This window comes from Qipengyuania sp. SM2512, from assembly GCF_054954005.1.
In genome coordinates this window covers 287279-311905 of the sequence record NZ_CM143134.1, presented here as the reverse complement: position 1 = coordinate 311905, position 24627 = coordinate 287279, and the positions used below count along the sequence as shown (strand labels likewise).

The following is a 24627-nucleotide window of genomic DNA, read 5'->3' as shown; positions in this document are numbered from 1 at the left end:
AACCATCCCCGCGAGCAACCTATGCAAGCAGAGTGCGCCTTGTGGCGGGCGCGATTTCAACGCATAGGCACCCGCCTATGAGCAGCGAAGCCGGATTCACGATCTCCGATGAAGGAGAAGGGCGCGGCACGCTGGCGCTGTCGGGTCCCTGGCTGGTGTCTTCGATCGGGGCGATGGAACGCGATCTCGCCCGCATCGAGGGGCCGGTGGCGCGGATCGATCTGAGCGAGGTCAGCGAGATCGACACTGTGGGCGCCTGGGTCGCCTGCGACCTCGCCGAACGGCTCGAGGCCGAAGTGGTCGGCGCCAGCGACCGCGCCACCCGCTTGATGGAAGCGGTCTGCGATCTGGGCGGCGGGACGAAGCTGGCCGCGCCGCGCGATGCGGTGTGGACGCGCATCGCCGCGAGCACCGGCGACAAGGTCTATGGCGCGCGCGCGGGCATCTACGGGGTGCTCGGATTTCTCGGCGCAATCATGTCCGCTTCGGCGACGCTGATCCGTCACCCCAGGCAATTCCGCGGCAAGGCGCTGGTGCGGCAGATGGAACTGGTCGGCGTCGCTGCGCTGCCCATCGTCGGGCTGATGAGCTTCCTGATCGGCATCGTCATCGCCCAGCAGGGCGCGGTGCAGCTGTCGCAATTCGGCGCCGAGACGCTGACGGTCAATCTGGTCGGCCGGATCACCTTACGCGAACTGGGCGTGCTGATGACCGCGATCATGGTGGCGGGCCGCTCGGGCTCGGCCTTCGCCGCGCAGATCGGCACCATGAAGCTGACCGAGGAAGTCGACGCCATGCGCACCATCGGCATCGCGCCGATGGAGGCGCTGGTGATCCCGCGCATTCTGGCGGCCATTCTGATGATGCCGCTGCTGGGCTTCTACGCTTCGGTCATGGCGATCGTCGGCGGCGCGACCATCTCCAATTTCGCGCTCGGCATTCCCTTCTTCAACTTCCTCGAGCGGATCCAGGACGTGGTGCCGATCTACGATCTGTGGGTCGGGCTGATCAAGGCGCCGGTGTTCGGGCTGATCGTCGGGCTGGCGGGCTGCTATCACGGCATGCAGGTCAAGGGCGATTCCGAACAGGTCGGCCTGCGCACCACGCTCGCGGTGGTCTCGGCGATCTTCGCGGTGATCGTGCTCGACGCCTTCTTCGCGGTGTTCTTCACCAAGCTGGGCTGGGCGTGATGGACGAGGACAGCAAGCCGCTCGGGCGCCACGAGCGCTACCGCGGCGAATATCCCGTGGTGGTCAAGGGACTGGTCAACCGCTTCGGCGACAATGTCGTCCACGAGAACCTCGATCTCGAGGTGCGGCGCGGCGAGATTCTCGGCGTGGTCGGCGGCTCGGGGTCGGGCAAATCGGTGCTGATGCGCTCGATCATCGGGTTGCAACCGCCCAGCGAGGGCGAGGTCGAGGTGTTCGGCCGCTCGCTCACCAATGCCGAGCCCGACGAGGTGCTGGGGGTGCGCGACCGCTGGGGCGTGCTGTTCCAGGGCGGGGCGCTGTTCTCGACGCTGACCGTGGGCGAGAATGTCGAGGTGCCGCTCAAGCAGTTCTATCCCGAGCTGTCGGACAAATTGCGCAAGGAAATCGCCAGCTTCAAGGTGCTGCTCTCGGGGCTGCCCGAGGAGGCGGTCAACCAGTACCCGTCGGAGCTGTCGGGGGGCATGCGCAAGCGCGCCGGCCTGGCGCGGGCGCTGGCGCTCGATCCCGAGCTGCTGTTCCTCGACGAGCCGACCGCCGGGCTCGACCCGATCGGCGCCGCGGCCTTCGACCGGCTGACGCTGGAACTGAAGGAGACGCTGGGGCTGACCGTGTTCCTGATCACCCACGATCTCGACACGCTCCACGCGATCTGCGACCGGGTGGCGGTGCTGGCGGACAAGCGGGTGATCGCGGTCGATACCGTGCCCAATCTGATGGCGCTCGATCACGAATGGATTCAGGAATATTTCAACGGCCCGCGCGGACGCGCGGCGCTCAGCGCGCAGGCGCTCGAGGAATTGCGCAAGCACATGGACATGCCCATCGCCGCGCAAACCCTCAAAGCGTTGGACAATGCGCCGGATAGGAAGGCATAGGCAAGGCAATGGAAACGCGGGCCAATCATGTATGGGTAGGGGCGGTGACGCTGCTGCTGCTGGCTGCGCTGGCGCTGGCCATCGTCTGGATCGCGCGGCTGGGCGAGGGCGACCAGGACGAATACGACATCTTCTTCAAGACCTCGGTGGCGGGTCTCGCCACGGGCTCGCAGGTCTCCTTCGCGGGCGTTCCGGTGGGCCAGGTCAGCCAGATCGTGCTGTGGGAAAAGGACCCCGAATTCGTCCGCGTGCGGATCAAGGTCAAGGACGAGGTGCCGATCCTGGTGGGGACCACCGCGACCATCCAGTCCAGCTTCACCGGGGTCTCGACCATCATGCTCGACGGTGCGCGCAGCGGTCAGCCGCCGATCACCTGCGAGACTACCGCCTGCACCGAAGGCGTGCCGATCATTCCCCCCAAGGCGGGCGGCTTCGGCGAGATCCTCGCCAACGCCCCGCTGCTGCTCGAACGGCTGGCGACGCTGACCGAGCGGCTGACCGGGCTGCTTTCGGACGAGAACCAGGGCGAGATCTCGGGCATTCTCGCGAACACCAATGCGATCTCCGCGGATTTCGCCCGTGCGACCCCGCAGATCGAGCGGACGCTGATGGAGCTGCAGGTGACCTTGCGCGAATCCTCCGAGGCGCTCGACCAGTTCGAGCAGGTGACCGCCACCACCGACCGGCTGATCAACCAGGAAGGCGTCGCGATCTCGGAGCAATTGCGCGAGACGCTCGCCTCCGCCAGCGGCGCGGCGGCGGCGCTCGAGCAGACGCTCGGCGAAGCGCGCCCCGTCACCCGCCAACTGACCGAGAGCACGCTGCCCGCCGCCGAAGCCACGCTTCGCGACCTGCGCGCCACCAGCCAGTCGCTGCGCGATATCACCGAGACGATCCAGGATGAGGGCGCCGGCGCCCTGGTGGGTGGGCCGCCCCTGCCCGATTACGAACCGTGAGACACACCATGATCCGTATCCCCAACCGCGCCAAAATCCTTGCTAGCCTGGCGCCGGCGCTCGCGCTGGCGGGATGCGTCAGCTTCGGGCCCGACGCACCGCCCAGCCTGCTCACGCTGACCTCGACCGCCTCGGCCGCCGCCGGCGTGGGCGCGAGCGGCAACGCGGAAACTGCGCTGGTGCTGAGCGAATTCGAAGCGCCCGCGCGGCTCGACGTCACCCGCGTTCCGGTACAGGTCACCGCGAGCGAGATCGCCTATCTCAAGGAAGCGGTATGGGTCGAGCGGCCGGCGCGGCTGTTCCGCCGCCTGCTGGCCGAGACCATCCGTACGCGCAGCGGGCGGGTGGTGATCGACGGCGACGATCCCGGCGTGCTCGCGAATTCGCGGCTGAGCGGCACCTTGCGCGAATTCGGCTACGACGCGGCGACGGGCTCGGTGGTGATCAGCTTCGACGCGGTCCGCAACGGCGAGGGCACTGCGGTGACCACGCGGCGTTTCGAGGCGGTGGTCCCGGGGGTTCCCGCCGAGGCCGGCCCGGTGGGGGTCGCGCTCAACCAGGCGGCGAATGATGTCGCCGGCCAGGTCGCGGAATGGATCGGCTGAGCCGGAGCGTTACGGTTCTGGGTTGACCCTACTTGCCCCTCCCCCTTGAGGGGGAGGCCGGGTGGGGGTGTACCACGGTCGCTATCCGGCACCGCCGTACCCCCACCCCCGGCCCCTCCCCAAGGGGAGGGGAGATATCATCCGACTCTAGCTTTTCGCGGCGCGGGCGAAGTCCAGCGCCGCGAGAAATTGCTTCGTGCGCAGATCGCGCCTCTCCTGCGCCTCCTCGTCCGCGCCCCATTGTTCGATCTGCCAGTCCTCTTCGAGGTTGGCGGCATTCCACAGCGCCTGCGCATCGGCTTCGGGGTCGAGCACCGACAGGCCGACGCAGAGCGAGGCGGCGAGCGAGGTCAGCGTCTCGAGCGCGGCGAACTCGAAGGGCGTGAATGTGCCGAGCCTGTCGCTCAGTGCGGCCAGCGTCTCGGGCCGCTGCGGGCGGTGGATTACCCCGCTCACGCGTTCGAGCACCACGCCTTCGCGCGCCTCGAATCCAGCGACCAGCGGCTCCCACAATTGCTGCTGGCGGCGCCAGAACGGCTCGTCGGGATCGGCGCGGTAGCACAGCGTATCGGTCTCGGCATAGGCGAGCAGATTGGCGCGCACCGGCGCGGGATCTCGCGCCACCATGTCGATCGCGTAATCCGCCAGATCGCGGTGGACGAAGCGCTTCGGATCGAGCGTCTCGCCCTGATCGCGCCACTCGGCGGCCAGCAGTTCGGCGAGCGCTTGCGTCGGCAGCAGCTGCGGCTGACGGCCCTGCGTTTTGATAGCTCGGCCATCGAGCCGGACGGTCCAGCCCCCGGTCTCCTCGGCGATGCCGACTTCGGAATAGAACCGCTTCATTGGTCGCGGCTCTTCCACCGCTTGGCGAGCGTGTGCGGCAGGAAGAAGAAGCCCGCCGCACCGCCGACCAGCAGCGCGAAGCCCAGCAGCGCCGGTCCCTCGATGCGGTTCTCCTGGATCAGCAGGCCGAACATCACCGCGAAGATGCAGGCTAGCCGCACGAGGTGCAGCGCCATGTAGCGCCCCATTGCCGGATCGCGTGCTGGGCCAGAGTCGGGCGCTGGATCGGGGCCGGGTTCGCGTTCATCCATGCGCTGGCTCCCGCAGCAGCGCCTCGAGCGCCTGCATGTCGCTCGCCACCCCGCTTGCGCCGGTGGCGAGCAGTTCGTCGGGCGCGTGATAGCCCCAGTCGACCCCGATCGCGCGCACCCCGGCAGCGCGCGCCATTTCCATGTCGAAGCTGGTGTCGCCTATCATCACCGCCGACCCCGCGGTTACACCGGCTTCGAACAGCGCCGCCTCGAGCATCGCGGGATGCGGCTTTGAAGGGTGGCGGTCGGCAGTCTGGAGCGTGACGAAGAGTTCGGAAATCTCGTGCCCAGCGAGGCAGGAGGTGAGCCCGCGGTCGCTCTTGCCGGTGGCGACGCCCAGCAGCCAACCGGCCGCGTGCAGCCGGTGGAGCAATTCGCGCATGCCCTCGAACAGCGGCTCGCTCAATCGCCCCTCGGTGCGCGCGTCGAAAAAAGCGCTCTTGTAGCCGCTGACGATCGCGGTGCGCTGGGTTTCGCTGGCTTCGGGGGCGAGCCGGACCAGCGCCTGCGGCAGGCTCAGCCCGACGATCCGGCGCACCTGCGCGCGCGGCGGGCAGGGCAGGTCGGCCCCGGCGAAGGCGGTTTCCATCGCCTCGCAGATCGAGGCCTGGCCATCGACCAGCGTCCCGTCGCAATCGAACACCGCGAGCCGCACGCTCATGCGCCGATGGCCTGCATCTGCGCGGCGATCGCGGGCCTTCCGGCTGCGGCCTGGCCCGCGGCGATCCGCGCGCGTTCGGCCAAGCTCTTCTTCTGCGAGAGCTTGAGGGTGGGACGCCACGCCTGCACACCCAGTTCGAAGCCCACGATGGCGCCGAACAGGCCGCGCCAGGTCCCTTCGCTCGATTCGCCGGCCCGCCACGGTTCGCCTTCGATCCGCGCTTCGTGCCGGACGATGGCGGCGTGGAGAAACTCCTCCAGTTCCTCGTCCGTCAGCCGGCGAATGCGCCCTTCCATCTCGAGCGCGACGTAGTCCCAAGTCGGCACCGTATCGCGGTTGTCGTACCAGCGCGGCGAGACATAGGCGTCCGGCCCATTGACCGTGACCAGCGCGGTCGCTCCCTCGAGGTGCCCGCTCAGCGCATTGCCGCGCGCCAGATGGAACCGCACCTGGCCCGTGCCCGTCGAGAGCAGCGGAGTATGCGCCACGCGCGGTCCGTCGGGCGTGGTCAGGAAGACCATGCCGAAGCCGATCTGCTCGATCAGCGTCTCGAGCAGCTGGCGGTCCTCGGAACGGAACAGCGGGTTGGGGTGCATCAGGGCCTGCCCTTCGGCTTGCTCCGCGCCTTGCCCGGTCCTTTTCCCGCGCCTTTGACGGGGCCCTTCGCCGGACCCTTGCTTCCGGGCCCCTTGCTTCCTGGACCCTTGGCCTCGGTGGTGTCGCGGCGTCCGCGGCGTTCGCCGCGGCGGTCCTTGCGGATCGACTTGGCGTGCTGGCGTGCGGCCTGCTTCTTCTCTTCGCGCGATTTGGGCGGGGGTTCGTCGCGCAGCGGCTCGGCATTAGTGAGCGTGAGGTCGAAGCCCATCTGCTCCATCGTCGCGGCGAAATGCTCGGGCAGCTCGGCCACCGCGTCGATCTTGCCGCCGCCGGGCGAGCCGATCACCAGCCGCCGCGCATGGAGGTGCATCTTGCGGCTGATGCTGCCGGTGAGGAAGGCGTCCTGCCCGCCGTATTTGCCGTCGCCGACGATCGGATTGCCCATCGCCGCGCAATGGACGCGCAGCTGGTGGGTGCGCCCGGTGAGCGGTTCGAGTTCGAGCCATGACGCCCGGCGCCCGGCGGTCTCGACGACGCGGTAGCGGGTCTTGGCGATCTGGCCGTTTTCCTCGTCGACATGCATCTTCTCGCCGCCGGTGCCCGGCTGCTTGGCGAGCGGCGCCTCGATCGTGCCCTCGCGGACATCGGGGACGCCGACCACCAGCGCCCAATAGACTTTCCGCGCGCTGCGCCCGGAGAAACGGCGCGAGAAATGCGCCGCGCTGCCCGGGGTGCGCGCGATCAGCAGCACGCCGCTGGTGTCCTTGTCGAGCCGGTGGACCAGCCGCGGGCGCGGGCCGTCGCCTTCGACGAAAGCATCGAGCAGCCCGTCGACATGGCGGGTGGTTTTGGTTCCGCCCTGGGTGGCGAGGCCGGGCGGCTTGTTGAGCACGATCGCGGATTCGTCCTGCATGATGACCATGCTTTCGGCCTGCTCGATGTCCTCGACGCTCAGTTCGGGCTTCTCGCGCGGCTTGCGGGTCTCGCTTTCGCCGCCCGGCGGAACGCGCAATTGCTGTCCGGTTTCGAGCCGGTCGTCGGGCTTGGCCCGCTTGCCGTCGACGCGGATCTGGCCGGTGCGCGCCCAGCGGCTGACGGTGGCGAAGCCGATCTGCGGGAGGTGGCGCTTGAACCAGCGGTCGAGCCGGATCCCGGCATCGTCGGGGCCGACGGTGAACTGGCGGACTTCGAGCTGGGGGGCATCGGGAGTGGTCATGCGACGAGCCTCGTCAAGGTGAGGCCGAAGAACAGGCCGGTGACCCCCAGCGCGATGGAGAGAAAGGCGTAGAGTGCGGCGATGGTGAACTGGCCGCGTTCGACCAGCATCACCAGTTCGAGGCTGAAGGCGCTGAAGGTTGTGAAGCCGCCGAGCAGGCCGACGCCGAGCAGCAGCCGCAATTGATCGCCGCCTTCCCCCGACCGCGCCAGCCAGCCGAACAGCAGCCCGATCAACAGGCTGCCCGCTGCGTTGACCGCCAGCGTCGCCCAGGGGAAGACCGACATGGCGGGCGCGCCGAGCCAGCCGGTCATCGCACGGCCCGCCTGATAGCGGAGCGCGGCACCGAAGGCGCCGCCGATGGCGACGTTGACAGTGGCAGCGAAGGGGGAGAGGGTGGACATGGCTGCTGCCTTAGCCGCGCATGGTGCATGTGAAAAGCCGCAGCGGCGCGTTGGGCGGCGGCTGCCAGGACGGGTCGCAACCGCCGATGCACGGGTGCTTGCATTCCGAGAGGCGCGGGTTTATGTGGCCAGCGTTATTGCCGGTCCGGAACGGATTCGGCGCAGTCGCCGTTGATTCGGCGAGACGGTCTTCCCGACCCGGTTTTCAAGGAGGCATACCCCGCCGCGGCGGGCTCTGGCCCGCTTAGCAAGGTGTTTGAATTTATGCAGATCATGGTTCGCGATAACAATGTCGATCAAGCCTTGCGCGCGCTCAAGAAGAAGCTGCAGCGCGAAGGCGTCTATCGCGAAATGAAGCTGCGTCGCCATTACGAGAAGCCCAGCGAGAAGCGCGCCCGCGAAAAGGCTGCCGCCGTGCGCCGCGCGCGCAAGATGGATCGCAAGCGGATGGAACGCGACGGCTGAAAATGATCCGGTGCGCCAGGCGCCGGACTTGAAGCATTTGCCAAGCTAAGCCATGAGGGCGCGGATCGCTATCCGCGCCCTTTGGCATTCTTGGGGCATTCTTGGCGCATTCCTGTTTTCCTCTCGTTTTTCCGGGACACATCATGACCGAAGTCACCCGCGTACCGTTGCAGCCCATCGCCGAGGGTTCGCTCACCAAGCTGTGGATCGGCATCGTTCTTGCGGTGCTGGCGGCGGCCGCGCTGGCCTGGTACGCCGCGCCCAGGGGTGTCGATGTCGAGACCATGACTGCGGGCAGCGGGCCGACCCCTGCCGCCACCGACGTCGTGTTCGTGCGCTACACGGGCACGCTGGAAGACGGCTCGGTGTTCGACCAGTCGCAGGATATCCCGCTGCCGATCGAGGGCATCTTCCCCGAAGGCAATCCGCTCCCGCTCGACCGCATGGTCCCCGGCTTCGCCGAAGGCGCGCAGCAGATGCAGAAGGGCGGCACCTACCGCATCACGATCCCCGCCAGCCAGGGCTACGGCGCCGAAGGGCGGACCGATCCGCAGGGCAATGTCGTGATCCCGCCCAACGAGGATCTGACCTTCGAGGTCGAACTGGTCGATTTCATGAGCATGGAGGATTTTGAGCGCCGGCTGGCGACGCTGCAGCAGGCGCTGCAGATGGGCGGGCAGATGGGCGGGCCCGGCGGCATGGGGGGCGACCCTTCGGCTCCTCAGGGTCAGGTGGTCCCGCAGGACGGCGCGCAGCCCGCGCCCGCGCCCGCGCCGATCCAGTAAGAGGGCGCACCGATGTCCGTCGATAAAGCTACCGTCACAAAGATCGCCTCGCTCGCGCGCATCCGCATGAGCGATGGCGAACTCGAGCGCATGGCTCCCGAGCTGAGCCAGATCCTCGACTGGGTCGAGCAGCTCGGCGAGGTCGATACCTCCGGGGTCGAGCCGATGACCGCGGTCATCCCCAACAGCCTGCGGCTGCGCGACGATGTCGTCGACGCCGATCCGCTCACCGGCGGCGGGCGGCGCGAGGACATCCTCGCCAATGCCCCGGCGGCCGAACACGGCTTCTTCGGCGTACCCAAGGTGATCGAATGACGATCGCCCGATCGTCATTCGATCGTCCCCGTGCAGGCGGGGATCTCCATCAATCTGGCGGAGCGCCGGTGGCCCGAGGTCCCCGCCTTCGCGGGGACGCACAATCATGACCGACCTGACCCAGCTTGGCATCAAGCCGCTTCGTGACGGAGTGGCCTCCGGCGAATTCACCGCGCGCGAGGTCGCCGAGGCGTTCAATGCCGCGGTCGCCGGCGCCGAGGCGCTCAACGCCTTCATCGTCACTACCCCTGAGCACGCGCTGGGCGCGGCGGACCGGGTCGATTCCGACCGCGCCGCGGGCAAGCCGCTTGGGCCGATGGCGGGCGTGCCGATCGGGATGAAGGACCTGTTCTGCACCCACGGCGTCCAGACCACCGCCGCCAGCCACATCCTCGAAGGCTTCGTGCCGCGCTACGAGAGCACCGTCAGCCAGAAGCTGTGGGATGCGGGCGCGGGCATGCTGGGCAAGCTCAACCTCGACCAGTTCGCGATGGGTTCGTCCAACGAGACCAGCCATTTCGGCAATGTTTCCTCGCCCTGGCGCCGCGAGGGCACCAATGCACCGATGAGCCCGGGCGGCTCCTCGGGCGGCTCCTCCGCCGCGGTCGCGGCGCGGATCGCACCCGCCGCCACCGGGACCGACACCGGCGGTTCGATCCGCCAGCCCGCCGCCTTCACCGGCATCTGCGGCATCAAGCCGACCTATGGCCGCTGCTCGCGCTGGGGTGTGGTCGCCTTCGCCAGCAGCCTCGACCAGGCCGGGCCGATGGCGCGCTCGGTCGAGGATTGCGCGATCATGCTGGGCGCGATGGCGGGGTTCGATCCCAAGGACGCCACCAGCCTCAAGATGGACGTGCCCGACTGGGCCGCCGGGCTCGACGCGGATCTAGCGGGCAAGACCATAGGCATTCCCAAGGAATACCGGATGGAAGGCACCGACGCGGCAATCCTCGAGAGCTGGGAGCGCGGCAAGCAATGGCTGCGCGATGCCGGCGCCAAGATCGTCGACGTCTCGCTGCCGCACACGAAATACGCGCTGCCGGCCTATTACATCATCGCGCCCGCCGAAGCCTCGTCCAACCTCGCGCGCTACGACGGGGTGCGCTACGGCTTGCGCGACCTTCCCGAGGGCGCGGGCCTGCAGGACATGTATGCCGAGACCCGCGAGGCGGGCTTCGGCGACGAGGTCAAGCGGCGCATTCTGATCGGCACCTATGTGCTCAGCGCGGGCTTCTACGACGCCTATTACACGCAGGCGCAGAAGGTCCGCACGCTGGTGGCGCGCGATTTCGAGCAGGCCTTCGCGCAATGCGACCTGATCCTCGCGCCGACCACGCCGACCGCCAGCTTCCCGCTCGGTGACAAGAGCGACGATCCGCTGGCGATGTATCTCAACGACGTCTTCGCGGTCCCCGCCAGCCTCGCCGGCCTGCCTGCGATGAGCGTCCCCGCGATGCAGAATTCCGACGGGTTGCCGCTCGGGCTGCAGCTGGTCGGCAAGCCCTTCGACGAGCAGGGCGTGCTCAATGCCGGTCTCGCGATCGAGCAGCGCGCGGGATTCACCGCGCAGCCGGAGAAGTGGTGGTGCTGAGCTTCGGCCCCATCGAATGGATCGCCTCGATCGCGGTAGCGATCACGATGTTCGTCGTCCCGGTATGGGTCGCGAGCCGCGGCAAGACCGGCGAAGCGCGCTTCGACAAGGACGGCCAGGTAATCGACGATGAGTAACTACCGGATCCAGGGCAGCGGCTTTTCAGCCAAGCCGGAGAAGCGGTGGTGAGTGGCGCATGGGCCAGTGTTCTTGTGCTTGATGCCACAGCATCGCTGAGAATATTTGGCCCTGAACGTCATCCCAGCGAAAGCTGGGATCTCGGGCCATCTGGGCCGACGATATTGAGAGCGATCCCAGCTTTCGCTGGGATGACGGGATTGAGACTATGACCAACTACCGCATCCACGGCGCCACGGGCGAATGGGAGGTCGTGATCGGCCTCGAGGTCCATGCGCAGATCACCTCCAACGCCAAGCTGTTCTCGGGCGCCAGCACCGCTTTCGGGGCCGAGCCCAATACGCAGGTCAGCCTCGTCGATGCAGCGATGCCAGGGATGCTGCCGGTGCCCAATGCCGAATGCGTCCGCCAGGCGGTGCGCACCGGCATGGCGATCGAGGCGCAGATCAACAAATGGAGCCGGTTCGACCGCAAGAACTACTTCTACGCCGATCTGCCGCAGGGCTATCAGATCAGCCAGCTCTACCACCCGATCGTGGGCGAGGGTTCGCTGACGATCGATGCCGACGAGAAGGCGGGTATTCCGCAAGACAAGGTCATCGGCATCGAGCGGATCCATATCGAGCAGGATGCGGGCAAGTTGATGCACGACCAGCATCCCACCATGTCCTATGTCGATCTCAACCGCGTGGGCGTGGCGCTGATGGAGATCGTCAGCCGCCCCGACATGACCTCGCCCGCCGAGGCCGGCGCCTATGTCCGCAAGCTGCGCGCCATCCTGCGCTATGTCGGTTCCTGCGACGGGAACATGGAAGAAGGCTCGATGCGCGCCGACGTCAACGTCTCGGTGCGCAAGGTCGGCGATCCCGAGCTGGGCACAAGAACCGAGACCAAGAACGTCAATTCGGTGCGCTTCGTCATGGCGGTGATCGAGCAGGAAGCGCGCCGCCAGGTTGATCTGATCGAGGATGGCGGCACGGTGGTTCAGGAAACCCGGCTCTACGATCCCGACCGCAACGAGACCCGCTCGATGCGCAGCAAGGAAGACGCGCACGACTATCGCTACTTCCCCGATCCCGACCTGCTGCCGCTGGAGCTGGAGGAGGATTTCCTCGCCGAGTGCCGCGCCAGCCTGCCCGAACTGCCCGACGCCAAGCGCCGCCGCTACACCGAGGTGCTGGGGCTCACCCCCTATAATGCGCGCGAACTGACCGCCGACGTCGAGACCTTCGCGCGCTACGAGACGCTGCTCGCCGAGACCGCGCGGCGCGCCGGCAAGAGCGAGCCCGAGGTCGCCACCCAGGTCGCCAACTGGGCGCTCTCGGTCGCGCCGGGCGTCCTCAAGTCGCTGGGCGAGGAAGCCGATCCCGCGTTTGCCACCGCGCAGGCGCAGGCCGCGATCCTCGAATTGCAGGCCGCAGGGGAAATCAGCGGCGGGCAGGCCAAGGAGATCTACGAGATCGTGCTTCGGACCGGCCGCGAACCCGGCGAGATTGCCGAAACCGAGGGTCTCAAGCAGGTCAGCGATACCGGAGCGATCGAGGCGGCGATCGACGAGATCATTGCGGCGAATGGCGACAAGGTCGAACAATACCGCGGCGGCAAGGACAAGCTGTTCGGCTTCTTCGTCGGCCAGACAATGAAGGCGATGCAGGGCAGGGCCAATCCGGCGGTGGTCAACGACCTGCTCAAGGCCAAGTTGGGGTGAACTGGCGGCAGGCGGTTGCGGGAATTGCCGTTCTCGCGTCCGCCTGCACATCCGTTCCGCCGCCGGGCCCTGCGGTCACGCTCGAAATCGCAGGCGCGCCGCTGAGCGCCGAGGAAACAGGGCAGGCGTTCTTGTACCGGGTGCCCGGACCCGACGATCCCGCGGGCATCGCGGCGCAGACATGGTCGATGCTGGGCCGCGAGGATCGCGCGGCGATGACCGGCGATTCCGAATATCTGCCGCAACCCTGCACTCCCGCACCCGACACGCCCAAAGGCCGTCAAAGCGTCATCGCGGAAATCGCGGCGCAGGCGGCGACGAGCAGGATCGTGATCGTCAACGAAAGCCACACGGTCACCCGTCACCGGGACACCGTGCGGCAGTTGCTCGGCGCGCTGAGGCCGCTTGGCTTTTCGGTCTATGCCGCAGAGACCTTCTCGAACGCCGAGGACGAAGCGGACCCCGTTGCGCAGCATTCCGTTCTTGCCTGGCCGCATCTGCTCGACGGTTACTACAGCCGCGAACCGGTGTTCGGCAGCACCGTCCGCGAGGCCAAGCGGCTTGGCTACCGGCTGGTTGCCTACGAGCAAACGCCGTCGCAGTCCGCACCCGAGGGCGCCGACCGGGCGACGAGTATCGCAGCGCGCGAAACTGCGCAGGCGGCAAATCTCGCTGCGATCCTCGCCGGCATGGCGCCAGAGGAGAAGCTGCTGGTCCATGTCGGCTATTCGCACGCCGCGGAAACCCCTCTCGGGCAGCACGGCGATCTGTGGATGGCCGCGCGGCTCAAGACGGCGACCGGCGTCGATCCGCTTACGGTATCGCAGACCCTGTGTTCGAGCGAAGGCGGGGAGCCGTTCCTGGCCCTCCTTCCGGAGGACCGGCCCGCCGGAATGGTCGATATCGTTCTGTCGCAGCCGGTGACAAGGTTCCGGGACGGTCGTCCCCTATGGCGCCGCGAGGCGGGTGCCATTGCCGTTCCGATCCCGGACGAATTGCGGCGCACTAACCAGCCGCTGATCGTCGAAGCCTTCGTGGCGGGCGAGCCGTTCGACGCCGTGCCGATGGACCGCGTCTATCTCGAGCCCGGCGAAGATATTCCGCTCATGCTTCCCCCCGGAAGCTACCGGTTGCGAGCCGTAGTGCCGGCGACCGGCTGAGATGCGGCGGGAGGGCGGAGCGCTCCCGTCAGTAGGGCTTTTCACAAGTGCTTGAACGCGCTTGCCAAGCGTCCTAGCGCAAGCGCGAGGCGCGCCGGGGAGCGTGCCGGGGAAAGGATCCTTCGTATCATGCTGAAATCCGCTCTGACCGCCACGCTGCTAGCCGGGGTCGCCGCAACCGCCCTGTCGCCGACCGCGCCGCTTGCCGCCAAGGAGGGCATGTTCACGCCCGACCAGTTGCCCGAGATCGCTGCAGATCTGCGCGATACGGGTCTGGAAATCTCGCCCGAGGCGCTGTCCGATCTGACCGGTTTCCCGATGGGCGCGATCGTTTCGCTGGGTGGGTGTTCGGCCAGCTTCGTCTCGCCCGCGGGGCTGGTGGTCACCAACCATCACTGCGCGCGCGGATCGGTGCAGTACAATTCCACCGCCGAGAACAACTATCTCGAGAACGGCTTTCTCGCCAAGGCCAAGCGCGACGAGCTTCAGGCGGCCCCGGGTTCGCGCATCTACGTGACCGTGGCCGAGAGCGACGTCACCGAGCGGATGCGCGCCGGGACCGAGCGGCTCGCGCCCAACGCCCGCTACGACACGATCGAGCAGCGCATGAAGGACATCGTCGCCGAGTGCGAGCAGGATGCCGGCCATCGCTGCCTCGTGGCCAGCTTCTACGGCGGCGACCAGTACAAGCTGATCAAGCGGCTCGAGGTGCGCGACGTCCGGCTGGTCTATGCGCCCGCGGATTCGATCGGCAAATACGGCGGCGACGTCGACAATTGGATGTGGCCGCGCCACACCGGCGATTTCGCCTTCTACCGCGCCTATGTCGCCCCCGACGGTTCGGCGGCGGATTATTCCACCGCCAACGTGCCCTTCGAGCCCGAGCATCACCTCAAGGTCAGCCGCGCGGGTCTCGAGGATGGCGATTTCGTGATGGCGGCGGGTTACCCCGGCTCGACCTCGCGCTACGCCACCCTCACCGAAGTGGAGAACACCTTCGGCTGGCAGTACCCGACCTTCGTGGGCCTGCTCAACGAATGGATCGACACGATCGAGGAGACCGCCCCCGCCGGATCCGATGCGCGGGTGAAATACGAAGCGCGGCTGGCGGGGCTCAACAATTACGAGAAGAACCTGCGCGGCCAGATCGAGGGCGCGCGGCGGGTGGGTCTGGTCGACCGCCGCCGGGCTCGCGAAACCTCGCTGGCGGACTGGATCGGCGCCGACCGCTCGCGCGCCGAATACGCCAGCGCGACGCGCGATCTGCAAGCGCTGAGCGCAGAGGAAGCCGCGGCGACGCGGCAGAACTTCTGGTACAATTACGCCACCAATTCGCAGATGCTGTCGACCGCCGAGCGGCTCTACCGGCTCGCGAAGGAACGCCAGAAGCCCGATGCCGAGCGTGACCCGGGCTTTCAGCAACGCGACATGACCTTCTTCCGCCAGGGCCTCGAGGCGCTCGACCGGCGCTACGACGCCTCGGTGGACAAGGCCGAATGGCTGCTGTTCCTGGACAAATATCTCGATCAGCCCGCCGCCTCGCGGGTGCCGGCGCTCGACCGGGCGCTGGGACTGTCCGGCACCGTCGATCATGCGGCGCTCGAGCGGCGGCTGGACGGCTATTACGCGCAGACCGATCTCGACGAGGCACAGCAGCGGCTGGCGCTGATGGAGGCCACGCCGGCGCAGCTCGAGGCGAGCGGCGATCCCTTCATGCAGCTCGCGGTGGCGCTGTACGATTACGAGCGGCAGCTCGAGACGCAGGGCGAGGAGCGGGCGGGCCGCATGCTGGCGGTGCGACCGACCTATATGGAAGCGATCACCGACTGGCAGCGCTCGCAGGGCGTGACCACCTATCCCGATGCCAACAGCACGCTGCGGGTCACCTATGGCAAGGTGCTGGGCGGGGTGCCGCGCGACGGCATGGCCTATCTGCCCTTCACCACGCTCGAGGGGATCACCGAGAAGGACACCGGCGTGGAGCCGTTCAACGCGCCCGCAAAGCAGCTCGAAGCGATCCGCAAGCGCGATTACGGACCCTATGCGCTCGACGCGATCGGTTCGGTGCCGGTGAACTTCCTCTCCGATCTCGATTCCACCGGCGGCAATTCGGGTTCGGCCACGCTCAATTCGCGCGCCGAGCTGGTCGGGCTGCTGTTCGACGGGACCTTCGAGAGCGTCAATTCGGACTGGGATTTCGACCCGCGCACCACGCGCACGATCCATGTCGACACGCGCTACATGCTGTGGGTGATGGACAAGGTCGATGGCGCCGATGCGCTGATCCGCGAGATGGACATCGTCGAATAGGCGCCTAAAATCAGCGGACATGAAAAAGGGGCGCCGGAGTGATCCTCCGGCGCCCCTTCTATTTTACCGAACTGGCGGGCTTAGCCCTGGCGTTCGCCGGTCAGCGCCATGTCGCCGAAGGCGCCGGCGTTGACCTTGCCGGTCAGCTGGTCGCCGTTGACGTCGGCGGTGCAGTCGAGCGTCATCGGCATGGGAACGGTCATGTCCATCTTCCACTTGAGCGTGTCGCCCTCGATGGTGCCGTCCTTGACGTCCATCGAGCCCATGCCGCCGGCCATCGAGCCGGTGAAGGTCTTGCCATCATCGCCCGGGACCACGGTGAAGGTGCCCTTCTGGTCGCCCATCGGGCTCTTGACTACGGTGTCGTACGTACCGGCTACGGACATATATGCTCTCCTGTCGGGCGGTCCGGCGCTGCGGGCCGCGGTTTGAAACTCAGTGCGACATCGACGTCGCTTACATCGATGTCAATACGAGGACGCTACTCTTCGAGGCTGATGAGTTCGACTTCGAGATCGAGCGCCTCGAGCTGCGGACGAACCACGCTGGCATCGCCGACCACGACATAGACGATGTCGTCCTCGACGAAATTGGCCCGCGCGATCTCGTCGAGCTCGGCGGCGGTGAGATTGCGATAGGTCTCGGCGAGATCCTCGTAGTAATCGTCGTCGCGATTGTAGCGCACGATCGTCACCAGCCCGCTCAGCACGTCGCCGGCGGTTTCGAACTGGCCGGGAAGCTCGCGCATGTTGCTGTTGATGATCCGCTCGAGCTCGTTGGGTTGGACCCCGCGGGTGGCGACGAATTCGTCGATCTCGTGCTGGACCTCGGCGATGGAATCTGCGGTCCGGTCGGCCTGGACCGGCGCGCGCACCCCGTAGAACACGCGGTCGAGCACGGTGCCGACGCCGCCGCCCGCGCCATAGGACCAGCCCTTGGTCTCGCGCAGGTTCATGTTGATCCGCGAGAGGAAGCCGCCGCTCAGCGCTTCGTTGGAGGCGCTGAGCCGGGTGAGGTCGTCGGTCCCGCCGCGCGCGTCGAGCACCAGTCCGCCATAGATCACCGACTGCGGAGAATTGGGCCGGTCGAGCAGGACGATCCGCTGGCGCGGTTCGGGGATCGGGGCATCGTAGCGGCGCTCGGGAGCGGCGCCCGCCGGAGCCCGCCAGTCGCCGAAGCTGGCTTCGAGCAGCCTTGTGGCCTCGGCCAGCGTCGTGTCGCCGACGACATAGATGCGCGCGTTGTCGGGGCGCAGCCAGCGGTCGTGGAAGCCCTGCAGATCGGCCTCGGTGATCGCCTGCAGCCGCTCGGGGGTGCCGAGGCCCGACGAGGGCAGACCGTAGGGATGATCGCCATAGAGCGTGCGCCGCAGCGCCCGGTCGGCGAGCTGGTTGGGCTCCTTGAGCTCGGCGGTGAGCGCGTTGAGCAGTTGCGCGCGGCTGCGCTCGATATCGCCGGTGCGGAAGCCGGGCTGGCGAATGAACTCGGCCAGCAGCTCGAGCGAGGGTGCGAGATTGGGCGAGAGGCCGTCTAGCGAGAAGCTCGTCCAGTCGGCGTCGAAGCCGGCCGAGATATTGGCAGCCAGACGTTCCTGCGCGATGGCGAATTCGGTCGAGTTGAGCCGCTCGGTGCCTTCGTCCATCGCCCGCAGCATCAGCCGCTGGGTGCCCAAATCGGCGCGGGTTTCCGCAGCGCGGCCCGCGTCGAATTCGACCATGACCGACACGGTCGGGACCGCATCGCGGCGGGCGAAATAGACTTCCATCCCGTTGGACAGCGTGGCCCGCTCGATCTCGGGGAAGTCGAGATCGGAGAGCGTGCCGATCTCGGGCAGCGTGGCACGATCGGCCTGCGCGAAGACGGCGAGCGCTTCGAGGTCGCAGAACTCGGACTGGCAGTAATTGGCCTGGGTGAGATCGGCGAGGCTGGCGGGGCCCTCGGGATTGGTCACCGCGCCGCCGCGGTTCTCGCCGCCCTCGGTGCGCTCGCCGGGGTTGAACACGAGGTTGAACACCGGGCGCGAGAGCCAGGTGCGGGCGAGCGCGTGGACCTGCTCGGGGGTGGCTGCGGCCATGGCCGCGAGCTCCTTCTCGACCTGGCCGGGATCGCCCATGTACAATTCGCCCGCGGCCAGCTGCGGCGCCTTGCCGCCGAAGCCGCCGACCGATTCCAGCCCGCGGATCACGCCCGCCATGGTGCTGACCTTGGCGCGTTCGAGCTCGTCGGCGGTGGGGCCGGTAGCGAGAAACTCAGCGATCTGCGCATCGAGCTTGGTGGCGACTTCCGCCGGATCGACGCCGAGCTTCACATCGGCCTGGACGATGAAGACGCCGGCATCCTCGAGCGAATAGTTGAAGCTCGAGACCGAGACCGCCACCGGATCGTCGCGCACCAACGCGTTGTCGAGCCGCGAGCTCGACAGGCCGCCGAGCACCGCCGAGGCGAGATTGAGCGGCACCGCCTCGGGCGCGTTCGAGCCGGGCACGGTCCACATCCGGAAAAGCCGGGTGGTCGAGATGTTGTCGGTGGTGACCTTGGTCTTCTCCGCCGGGAGAGTGGGCACGGTCACTTCGGGGTGTTCAACCTCGGGCCCGGGGGGGATGTCGCCGAACCACTGCTGGACTTTGGCGCGAGCAGTGGCGGTGTCGATGTCGCCCGCCAGCACCAGCACCGCATTGTTGGGTCCGTAGTGGTCGCGGAACCAGTTCTGCACATCCGCCATCGAGGCGGCGTTGAGATCGCCCATCGAGCCGATGGTCGAGTGATGATAGCGATGACCCTTGGGGAAGAGGTTCTCGAAGATCTCGTAACGCAGCAGGCCGAAGGGGCTGTTGTCGCCCTGGCGCTTCTCGTTCTGGACGACGCCGCGCTGGTTATCGAGCTTCTCCTGCGTCACGGCGTCGAGCAGATGCCCCATGCGGTCGCTCTCGAGCATCAGGACGCGGTCGAGCGCGCCGGTGGGCACGGTCTGGAAGTAATTGGTGCGATCGGGGCTGGTGGTGCCGTTGACGTCGGTGCCGCCCATCTGCTGGATATATTCGAACCAGTCCGCCGGTGCGTTCTCGGTGCCGTTGAACATCAGATGCTCGAACAGATGCGCGAAGCCGGTCTTGCCTGCGGGTTCGTGCTTGGAGCCGACATCGTACCACACCGATACGCCGACCAGCGGCGCCTTGCGGTCCTCGTGGACGATCACGGTCAGACCGTTGTCGAGCGTGAATTTGTCGAAGGGGAGGTCCACTTCCGCCACCAGTTCGGACAGCGGCGCGGGCTCGAATTGCTCTGCTGCAGGCGTTGCAGCGGCAGTTGCGGGGCGATCCGCAGCAGTGTTGGCAGAAGCGCTGGCAATCGGTTCGTCATAGGCGGTCGAACAGGCGGCGACGCTCAGCGCGATCAGGCTGGTCGAAAGAATGCGTATCATTGCGAATCCCCTTGGAAGTGCTGCACTGGCGTAAATGCTTATTGGCGGTTGGTCACGGTTTTACGGCTGGCGGCATTGGCGAGCACGTCCTCGCGCCAGAAATGGACCGGTTTCAAGCGGTGCTGGACGAACAGCGGGGCCTGATCGGCGTAGTGCTTGCTTCGGGGCCGCGTGGTCGCCGCGCCGAAGGGCTGGATCGAACGCGAGGAGACGCGCTCACCCTGCGCCCATTCGACCCATTGGATGAAGCTGTCGCCATGGCGGACCGACAGCCGTCCGTCGTCGGCGACATCCCAGCTCGTCGAGGCGCGCAGAGTGTCGGACCCGCCGTCGAGCGGAAGATCGACATCGCCCTGCCGCAGTCTCAGCAGGTCGCCCATCGGCGGATCGATCCGCCCGAAATGCTCCTCGAGATGATCGACCGCTTCGCGCAGTTCCTCGCGCAGATCGGGCTCCGGCTTGTTCTGATACTCGGACGACATGAAGTCGCGGATCACCAGCAGCGCCAGCGAATCCGCCGGTCCGATATTGTCGGCGTTGAAGTCCCAGCCGAGTAGCAGGTTTCGCGCGCGGTCGAGTTCGGCATCGTCCGACAGGTCGATGGCCTCGAGCGCATCCCACAGCCGCGCGACGTAGCCCGAGCGCGCGTAGACGGTATCGTATTTGATCGCCGCGAGCCGGTCGCGGTCGATGCGGTCGCTGGCGCTCATCAGCTCCCAAGCACGGCGCGAGCGATTGGTCTGCTTCATCTCGACACCAAGTTCCGGCGCGAAATCCTCCGGCGAAAGATCGCTACCCGCGCCCGCTGCGGTGAAGGGCGTGTTGTTGGCGTTGTAGAGCCAGCCGCTGGCCGGGTTCACATAGCGCGGCAGGCGTTCGTAGGCGACCGGCCCGGTCCAGATCAGCGAGGGATCGTCGCCGGGGAGGATGCCGCGCCAGTTCACGCCCGGCTTCCGATCGGGCAGCGCGGCGTTGTAGACATAGGCGATGTTGCCTTCCTGATCGCCATAGATGAAATTGGTGCTGGGAATGTCCATCCGCGCCAGAATACTCTCGAACTGCTCCAGATTTTCGGCCTTGTTGAGCCGGTAATAGGCGTCGAGCTGGCCAAGATCGTCGATCCCGCCGTAGCGGATCGCGAAGGCGCCGCTGTCGTTGACGATCACCGGACCGTGGACACTGCGATGGACCGTGCGCCGGATCGGCAGTGTGACCGGGCCGATGCGGACGGGCAGGGTGACGGTTTCTTCTTCCAGCTCGAGCCAGCGGTCGCCCAATTTGTAACGCGTGCCGCTGTCGTCGAGGACGAGCTTGTAGACATCGACCATGTCCGGACGGTTGACCGTGTTGGTCCAGCCCAGATTCTCGTTGTGGCCGAGGAAGGGGAAGGGGCTGCCGGGGAAATTGGCCCCGGCATAGTGCCAGCCCTCGCCGCTTTCGACCACCAGTTCGTACCAGGCCACTCCGCCGCGCCAGGGCTGATGGGCGTTGGAGATCAGCATGGTCGGGCCGCCGGACTTCTCTGGCGCGACGGCAAAGGCGTTGGAGCCCGACAGCGCACCGTCGTCGCCCATCGGAAGGGGGTAGGCGCGGGCGGTCGTTTCGGGTTCGTCGTCTGCGCGGATGACGCGCGCGGGTGGGATCCCGTCGTCGGACGCTTCGGCGTCGGGCGTGATCGCCGGGCCGAATTCGGGCCGCAAAGGCTCGTTCGCCACCAGGGGCTCGATGACGTTGTTGAGCCCGAAGAAGAACGGTTGACGCAGCGCGAACCCTGCCGCGATATCCGTTCCGTCGAGTGGAAACAGGTTCGCCAGCTTGATCTCGCCGGGGTGCTCGCGGGCATATTGGTTGAGCCCGCTGGCGTAGGCTTCGAACAGCGCCCGGGTGTCGGCGGGCAGAGCGGGGTAGTGGCGCTCGGCGGTGTCGCGCGCGCCGAGCAGATGGTAGACGTAATCGACCGCCGCGCCGTCCTGTCCGGCGATCGCGCCATAGCGGCCGACGCTCATCGCGGCGACATCCTGCAGGGTGAAGAAATCATCCTCGGCGTGAGCGATGGCGACGCCATAGGCGACATCGGCATCGGTCTCGCCATAGATATGCGGCACGCCGAACTCGTCGCGGACGATCTCGGCGGTGTATTCGCGCATAGGCGGCGACACGCCGTCGCGCTTGGCCCAGAACGGCTCCCACGTCGCCAGCGCGACAAAGGCGAGCAGCACGACAAGAAGCAGGGCGAAGCCCATGCGCGACAGCCATTTGGTCATGAAATTCCTCTCTTGGCGCAAGGGAGTAGCCGCCTCGCGTCCCGGGACAAGCCCGCAAGCGAAGAAAATTTGCGCAGAGCCCCTGTCTCCGCCGGCGAGTACCCCTATGTTCGGGTAGGACACTGCGAGCAGGTGAAGATATTTGGGAAGCGCGACCTTGTGTTGCGAAATGGCAACACTATATACGCTGGGTCATCCATAGAGGGGCTGTTCTATGAATCTGGAAAAATTCACCGACCGCGCAAAGGGTTTCCTGCAGGCCGCGCAGACCGTCGCGATACGCATGAACCACCAGCGGATTTCGCCCGCTCACCTGCTCAAGGCGATGATCGAGGATTCCGAAGGAATGGCCTCGGGGCTCATCGCGCGCGCCGGCGGCAATCCGCGGATGGTGGAGGACGAGGTCGATGCGGCGCTCGCCAAAATTCCCGCGGTATCGGGCAGCGGCGCGCAGGCGACCCCCGGGCTCGACAATGATGCCGTGCGGGTGCTCGACCAAGCCGAACAGGTCGCCGAGAAATCGGGCGATGCTTATGTCACCGTCGAACGGCTGCTGGTGGCGCTGTCGCTCGCCAGCACCACCTCGGCCGGGCAGGCGCTCAAGGCGGCTAACCTCGATCCCGCCAAGCTCGAGGCGGCGATAACCGAACTGCGCGGCGGGCGCCGGGCCACTTCGGCGAGCGCCGAGGAATCCTACGACGCGATGGAGAAGTACGCCCGCGATCTCACCCAGGCGGCGCGCGACGGCAAGCTCGACCCGGTGATCGGCCGCGACGAGGAAATCCGCCGCACCGTCCAGATCCTCGCTCGGCGGACCAAAAACAACCCCGCGCTGATCGGCGAACCCGGCACCGGCAAGACCGCGATCGCGGAGGGGCTCGCGCTGCGGATCGCCAATGGCGATGTGCCCGACAGCCTCAAGGGGCGCACGCTGATGAGCCTCGACATGGGTTCGCTGATCGCGGGCGCGAAATACCGCGGCGAGTTCGAGGAGCGGCTGAAAGCGGTGCTCGACGAGGTCAAGAACGCCGACGGGCAGATCATCCTCTTCATCGACGAGATGCACACGCTGATCGGAGCGGGCGCGAGCGAGGGCTCGATGGATGCCTCCAACCTGCTCAAGCCCGCGCTCAGCCGCGGCGAGCTGCATTGCATCGGCGCGACCACGCTCGACGAATACCAGAAATACGTCGAGAAGGACCCGGCGCTGCAACGCCGCTTCCAGTCGGTTTATATCGACGAGCCCAGCGTCGAGGACACGATCTCGATTCTGCGCGGCATCAAGGACAAATACGAACTGCACCACGGGGTGCGGATCACCGATGGCGCGATCGTCGCGGCGGCGCAGCTCTCCAACCGCTACATCCAGAACCGCTTCCTGCCCGACAAGGCGATCGACCTGATGGACGAGGCCGCGAGCCGGATCCGCATGGAGGTCGAGAGCAAGCCCGAGGAGATTGAAGGGCTCGACCGGCGGATCATCCAGCTCAAGATCGAGGAGCAGGCGCTTCAGAAGGAAAGCGACCGCGCCTCGAAGGACCGGCTCGAAGCCTTACGCAAGGAGCTCTCGGAGCTCGAGCAGCAATCGAGCGAGCTGACCACCCGCTGGCAGAACGAGCGCGACAAGATCCACGCCGAAAGCCGGCTCAAGGAAGACCTCGACGCCGCGCGGCTGGAGCTGGAACAGGCGCAGCGTGCGGGCGATCTCGCCAAGGCTGGTGAATTGTCCTACGGGCGCATCCCCGCGCTGGAAAAGCAGCTCGAGGAAGCCTCGGGCCACACCGAGAACGCGCTGCTGCGCGAGGAAGTGACCGAGGAAGACATCGCCGGCGTGGTGAGCCGCTGGACCGGGATTCCGGTCGACCGGATGCTCGAGGGCGAGCGCGAGAAGCTGCTCCAGATGGAGGAAATCCTCGGCAAGCGGGTGATCGGCCAGCGCCAGGCGATCGATGCGGTGTCCAAGGCCGTGCGGCGCGCGCGTGCGGGCCTGCAGGATCCCAACCGGCCGCTGGGCAGCTTCCTGTTCCTGGGCCCCACGGGCGTGGGCAAGACCGAGCTGACCAAGGCGCTCGCCACCTTCCTGTTCGACGACGACGACGCGATGGTCCGCATCGACATGAGCGAGTTCATGGAGAAACACGCGGTCGCCAGGTTGATCGGCGCGCCTCCGGGCTATGTCGGCTACGAGGAGGGCGGGGTGCTCACCGAGGCGGTGCGGCGCCGCCCCTATCAGGTGGTGCTGTTCGACGAGGTCGAGAAGGCGCATCCCGACGTCTTCAACGTGCTGCTGCAGGTGCTCGACGACGGGCGGCTCACCGACGGGCAGGGCCGGCGGGTCGATTTTTCCAACACGCTCATTATCCTCACCTCGAATCTGGGCAGCCAATATCTCGCCAATATGACCGACGACCAGCAGGTCGCGGATGTCGAGCCGCAGGTGATGGATGTGGTGCGCGGGCATTTCCGCCCCGAATTCCTCAACCGGCTCGACGAGATCATCCTGTTCCACCGGTTGGGGATGGAGGACATGGCGCCGATCGTCGCGATCCAGATCGGCCGGGTGCAGAAGCTGCTCGCCGACCGCAAGATCGTGCTCGAGCTGACCGACGCCGCGCTGCGCTGGCTGGGGCGGGTGGGCTACGATCCGGTCTATGGCGCAAGGCCGCTGAAACGCGCTGTCCAGCGCTATGTTCAGGACCCGCTGGCGGACCGGATTCTCAAGGGCGAGGTGCCCGACGGCGCGACGGTCCGGATCGACGAGGGAGACGGGGAACTGCGGATGGAGATCGTCTGACGCAACGAACGGATGCTCCCGCAACAAAAAACCAGCTTTTTGTTGCAATGTTACAAT

The 24627-nt window shown here is 66.9% G+C and carries 22 protein-coding genes; 13 read left to right on the top strand and 9 right to left on the bottom strand.

Going from position 1 to position 24627, the window contains the following annotated elements; genetic code table 11:
• Positions 1-77: 77 nt before the first annotated feature.
• The 4 genes from ACQ5J0_RS01555 to ACQ5J0_RS01540 are packed head-to-tail and all read left to right on the top strand — an operon-like array spanning position 78 to position 3647.
• Positions 78-1190 (top strand): ABC transporter permease, encoded by a 1113-nt coding sequence (locus ACQ5J0_RS01555; RefSeq protein WP_462568776.1) that lies wholly within the window; start codon positions 78-80, stop codon positions 1188-1190.
• Entirely contained in the window at positions 1190-2086 is an 897-nt protein-coding gene (locus ACQ5J0_RS01550) for an ABC transporter ATP-binding protein (RefSeq protein ID WP_462568775.1), read from the top strand. The genes ACQ5J0_RS01555 and ACQ5J0_RS01550 overlap by 1 nt, the downstream gene beginning before the upstream one ends.
• 8 nt (positions 2087-2094) lie before the next feature.
• Positions 2095-3042: an MlaD family protein gene (locus ACQ5J0_RS01545; RefSeq protein WP_462568774.1), complete on the top strand. Its 948-nt coding sequence runs from the start codon at positions 2095-2097 to the stop codon at positions 3040-3042.
• 8 nt (positions 3043-3050) lie between these two features.
• The gene (locus ACQ5J0_RS01540; RefSeq protein ID WP_462568773.1) at positions 3051-3647 is read left to right on the top strand and encodes an ABC-type transport auxiliary lipoprotein family protein; all 597 of its coding nucleotides are present in this window, start codon (positions 3051-3053) and stop codon (positions 3645-3647) included.
• A gap of 147 nt (positions 3648-3794) precedes the next feature.
• Here ACQ5J0_RS01540 and ACQ5J0_RS01535 read toward each other — a convergent pair whose 3' ends face one another.
• From ACQ5J0_RS01535 to crcB, 6 genes are read right to left on the bottom strand one after another with little or no spacing between them, the layout of a single operon-like run.
• Complete coding sequence (locus ACQ5J0_RS01535) at positions 3795-4490, bottom strand: ATP12 family chaperone protein (protein WP_462568772.1); 696 nt, start codon at positions 4488-4490, stop codon at positions 3795-3797.
• Positions 4487-4741, bottom strand: coding sequence for a hypothetical protein (locus ACQ5J0_RS01530; protein WP_462568771.1), 255 nt, complete (start codon positions 4739-4741; stop codon positions 4487-4489). Before ACQ5J0_RS01530 ends, ACQ5J0_RS01535 begins: the two co-directional genes overlap by 4 nt.
• A complete protein-coding gene (locus ACQ5J0_RS01525; protein WP_462568769.1) occupies positions 4734-5402 on the bottom strand; it encodes an HAD-IA family hydrolase in 669 nt (222 codons plus the stop codon). Before ACQ5J0_RS01525 ends, ACQ5J0_RS01530 begins: the two co-directional genes overlap by 8 nt.
• Complete coding sequence (locus ACQ5J0_RS01520) at positions 5399-5998, bottom strand: FMN-binding negative transcriptional regulator (RefSeq protein WP_462568768.1); 600 nt, start codon at positions 5996-5998, stop codon at positions 5399-5401. The genes ACQ5J0_RS01525 and ACQ5J0_RS01520 overlap by 4 nt, the downstream gene beginning before the upstream one ends.
• Positions 5998-7215, bottom strand: a complete 1218-nt coding sequence (locus ACQ5J0_RS01515) for an RluA family pseudouridine synthase (protein WP_462568767.1) — start codon at positions 7213-7215, stop codon at positions 5998-6000. The genes ACQ5J0_RS01520 and ACQ5J0_RS01515 overlap by 1 nt, the downstream gene beginning before the upstream one ends.
• Positions 7212-7619, bottom strand: coding sequence for a fluoride efflux transporter CrcB (crcB, locus tag ACQ5J0_RS01510; protein ID WP_462568766.1), 408 nt, complete (start codon positions 7617-7619; stop codon positions 7212-7214). Before crcB ends, ACQ5J0_RS01515 begins: the two co-directional genes overlap by 4 nt.
• A gap of 264 nt (positions 7620-7883) precedes the next feature.
• On the opposite strand from crcB, the gene rpsU reads away from it, so the two are divergent.
• From rpsU to ACQ5J0_RS01470, 8 genes are all read left to right on the top strand, one after another.
• A complete protein-coding gene (rpsU, locus tag ACQ5J0_RS01505) occupies positions 7884-8084 on the top strand; it encodes a 30S ribosomal protein S21 (RefSeq protein ID WP_067611817.1) in 201 nt (66 codons plus the stop codon).
• Between the two features lie 143 nt (positions 8085-8227).
• A complete protein-coding gene (locus ACQ5J0_RS01500; RefSeq protein WP_462568765.1) occupies positions 8228-8869 on the top strand; it encodes an FKBP-type peptidyl-prolyl cis-trans isomerase in 642 nt (213 codons plus the stop codon).
• Between the two features lie 12 nt (positions 8870-8881).
• On the top strand, positions 8882-9184 hold the full coding sequence (gene gatC, locus ACQ5J0_RS01495; protein WP_462568764.1) for an Asp-tRNA(Asn)/Glu-tRNA(Gln) amidotransferase subunit GatC: 303 nt from the start codon (positions 8882-8884) through the stop codon (positions 9182-9184).
• Positions 9185-9290: 106 nt separating this feature from the next.
• Positions 9291-10775, top strand: a complete 1485-nt coding sequence (gatA, locus tag ACQ5J0_RS01490) for an Asp-tRNA(Asn)/Glu-tRNA(Gln) amidotransferase subunit GatA (protein WP_462568763.1) — start codon at positions 9291-9293, stop codon at positions 10773-10775.
• Positions 10769-10912 carry a hypothetical protein gene (locus ACQ5J0_RS01485; protein ID WP_462568762.1) on the top strand — a complete coding sequence of 48 codons (144 nt, stop codon included), beginning with the start codon at positions 10769-10771 and terminating at the stop codon, positions 10910-10912. The genes gatA and ACQ5J0_RS01485 overlap by 7 nt, the downstream gene beginning before the upstream one ends.
• 209 nt (positions 10913-11121) lie before the next feature.
• Entirely contained in the window at positions 11122-12621 is a 1500-nt protein-coding gene (gene gatB, locus ACQ5J0_RS01480; RefSeq protein WP_462568761.1) for an Asp-tRNA(Asn)/Glu-tRNA(Gln) amidotransferase subunit GatB, read from the top strand.
• Positions 12618-13781, top strand: a complete 1164-nt coding sequence (locus ACQ5J0_RS01475) for a hypothetical protein (protein WP_462568760.1) — start codon at positions 12618-12620, stop codon at positions 13779-13781. The genes gatB and ACQ5J0_RS01475 overlap by 4 nt, the downstream gene beginning before the upstream one ends.
• Positions 13782-13910: 129 nt before the next feature.
• Positions 13911-16091 (top strand): S46 family peptidase, encoded by a 2181-nt coding sequence (locus ACQ5J0_RS01470; protein ID WP_462568759.1) that lies wholly within the window; start codon positions 13911-13913, stop codon positions 16089-16091.
• Between the two features lie 80 nt (positions 16092-16171).
• Here ACQ5J0_RS01470 and ACQ5J0_RS01465 read toward each other — a convergent pair whose 3' ends face one another.
• The 3 genes from ACQ5J0_RS01465 to ACQ5J0_RS01455 form a co-directional block, all read right to left on the bottom strand.
• Positions 16172-16477 carry a hypothetical protein gene (locus tag ACQ5J0_RS01465; protein WP_462568758.1) on the bottom strand — a complete coding sequence of 102 codons (306 nt, stop codon included), beginning with the start codon at positions 16475-16477 and terminating at the stop codon, positions 16172-16174.
• A gap of 95 nt (positions 16478-16572) precedes the next feature.
• On the bottom strand, positions 16573-19512 hold the full coding sequence (locus ACQ5J0_RS01460) for a M16 family metallopeptidase (protein WP_462568757.1): 2940 nt from the start codon (positions 19510-19512) through the stop codon (positions 16573-16575).
• A gap of 38 nt (positions 19513-19550) precedes the next feature.
• Positions 19551-21776: a penicillin acylase family protein gene (locus ACQ5J0_RS01455; protein WP_462568756.1), complete on the bottom strand. Its 2226-nt coding sequence runs from the start codon at positions 21774-21776 to the stop codon at positions 19551-19553.
• A gap of 214 nt (positions 21777-21990) precedes the next feature.
• On the opposite strand from ACQ5J0_RS01455, the gene clpB reads away from it, so the two are divergent.
• Positions 21991-24570, top strand: coding sequence for an ATP-dependent chaperone ClpB (clpB, locus tag ACQ5J0_RS01450; protein WP_462568755.1), 2580 nt, complete (start codon positions 21991-21993; stop codon positions 24568-24570).
• Positions 24571-24627 lie beyond the last annotated feature (57 nt).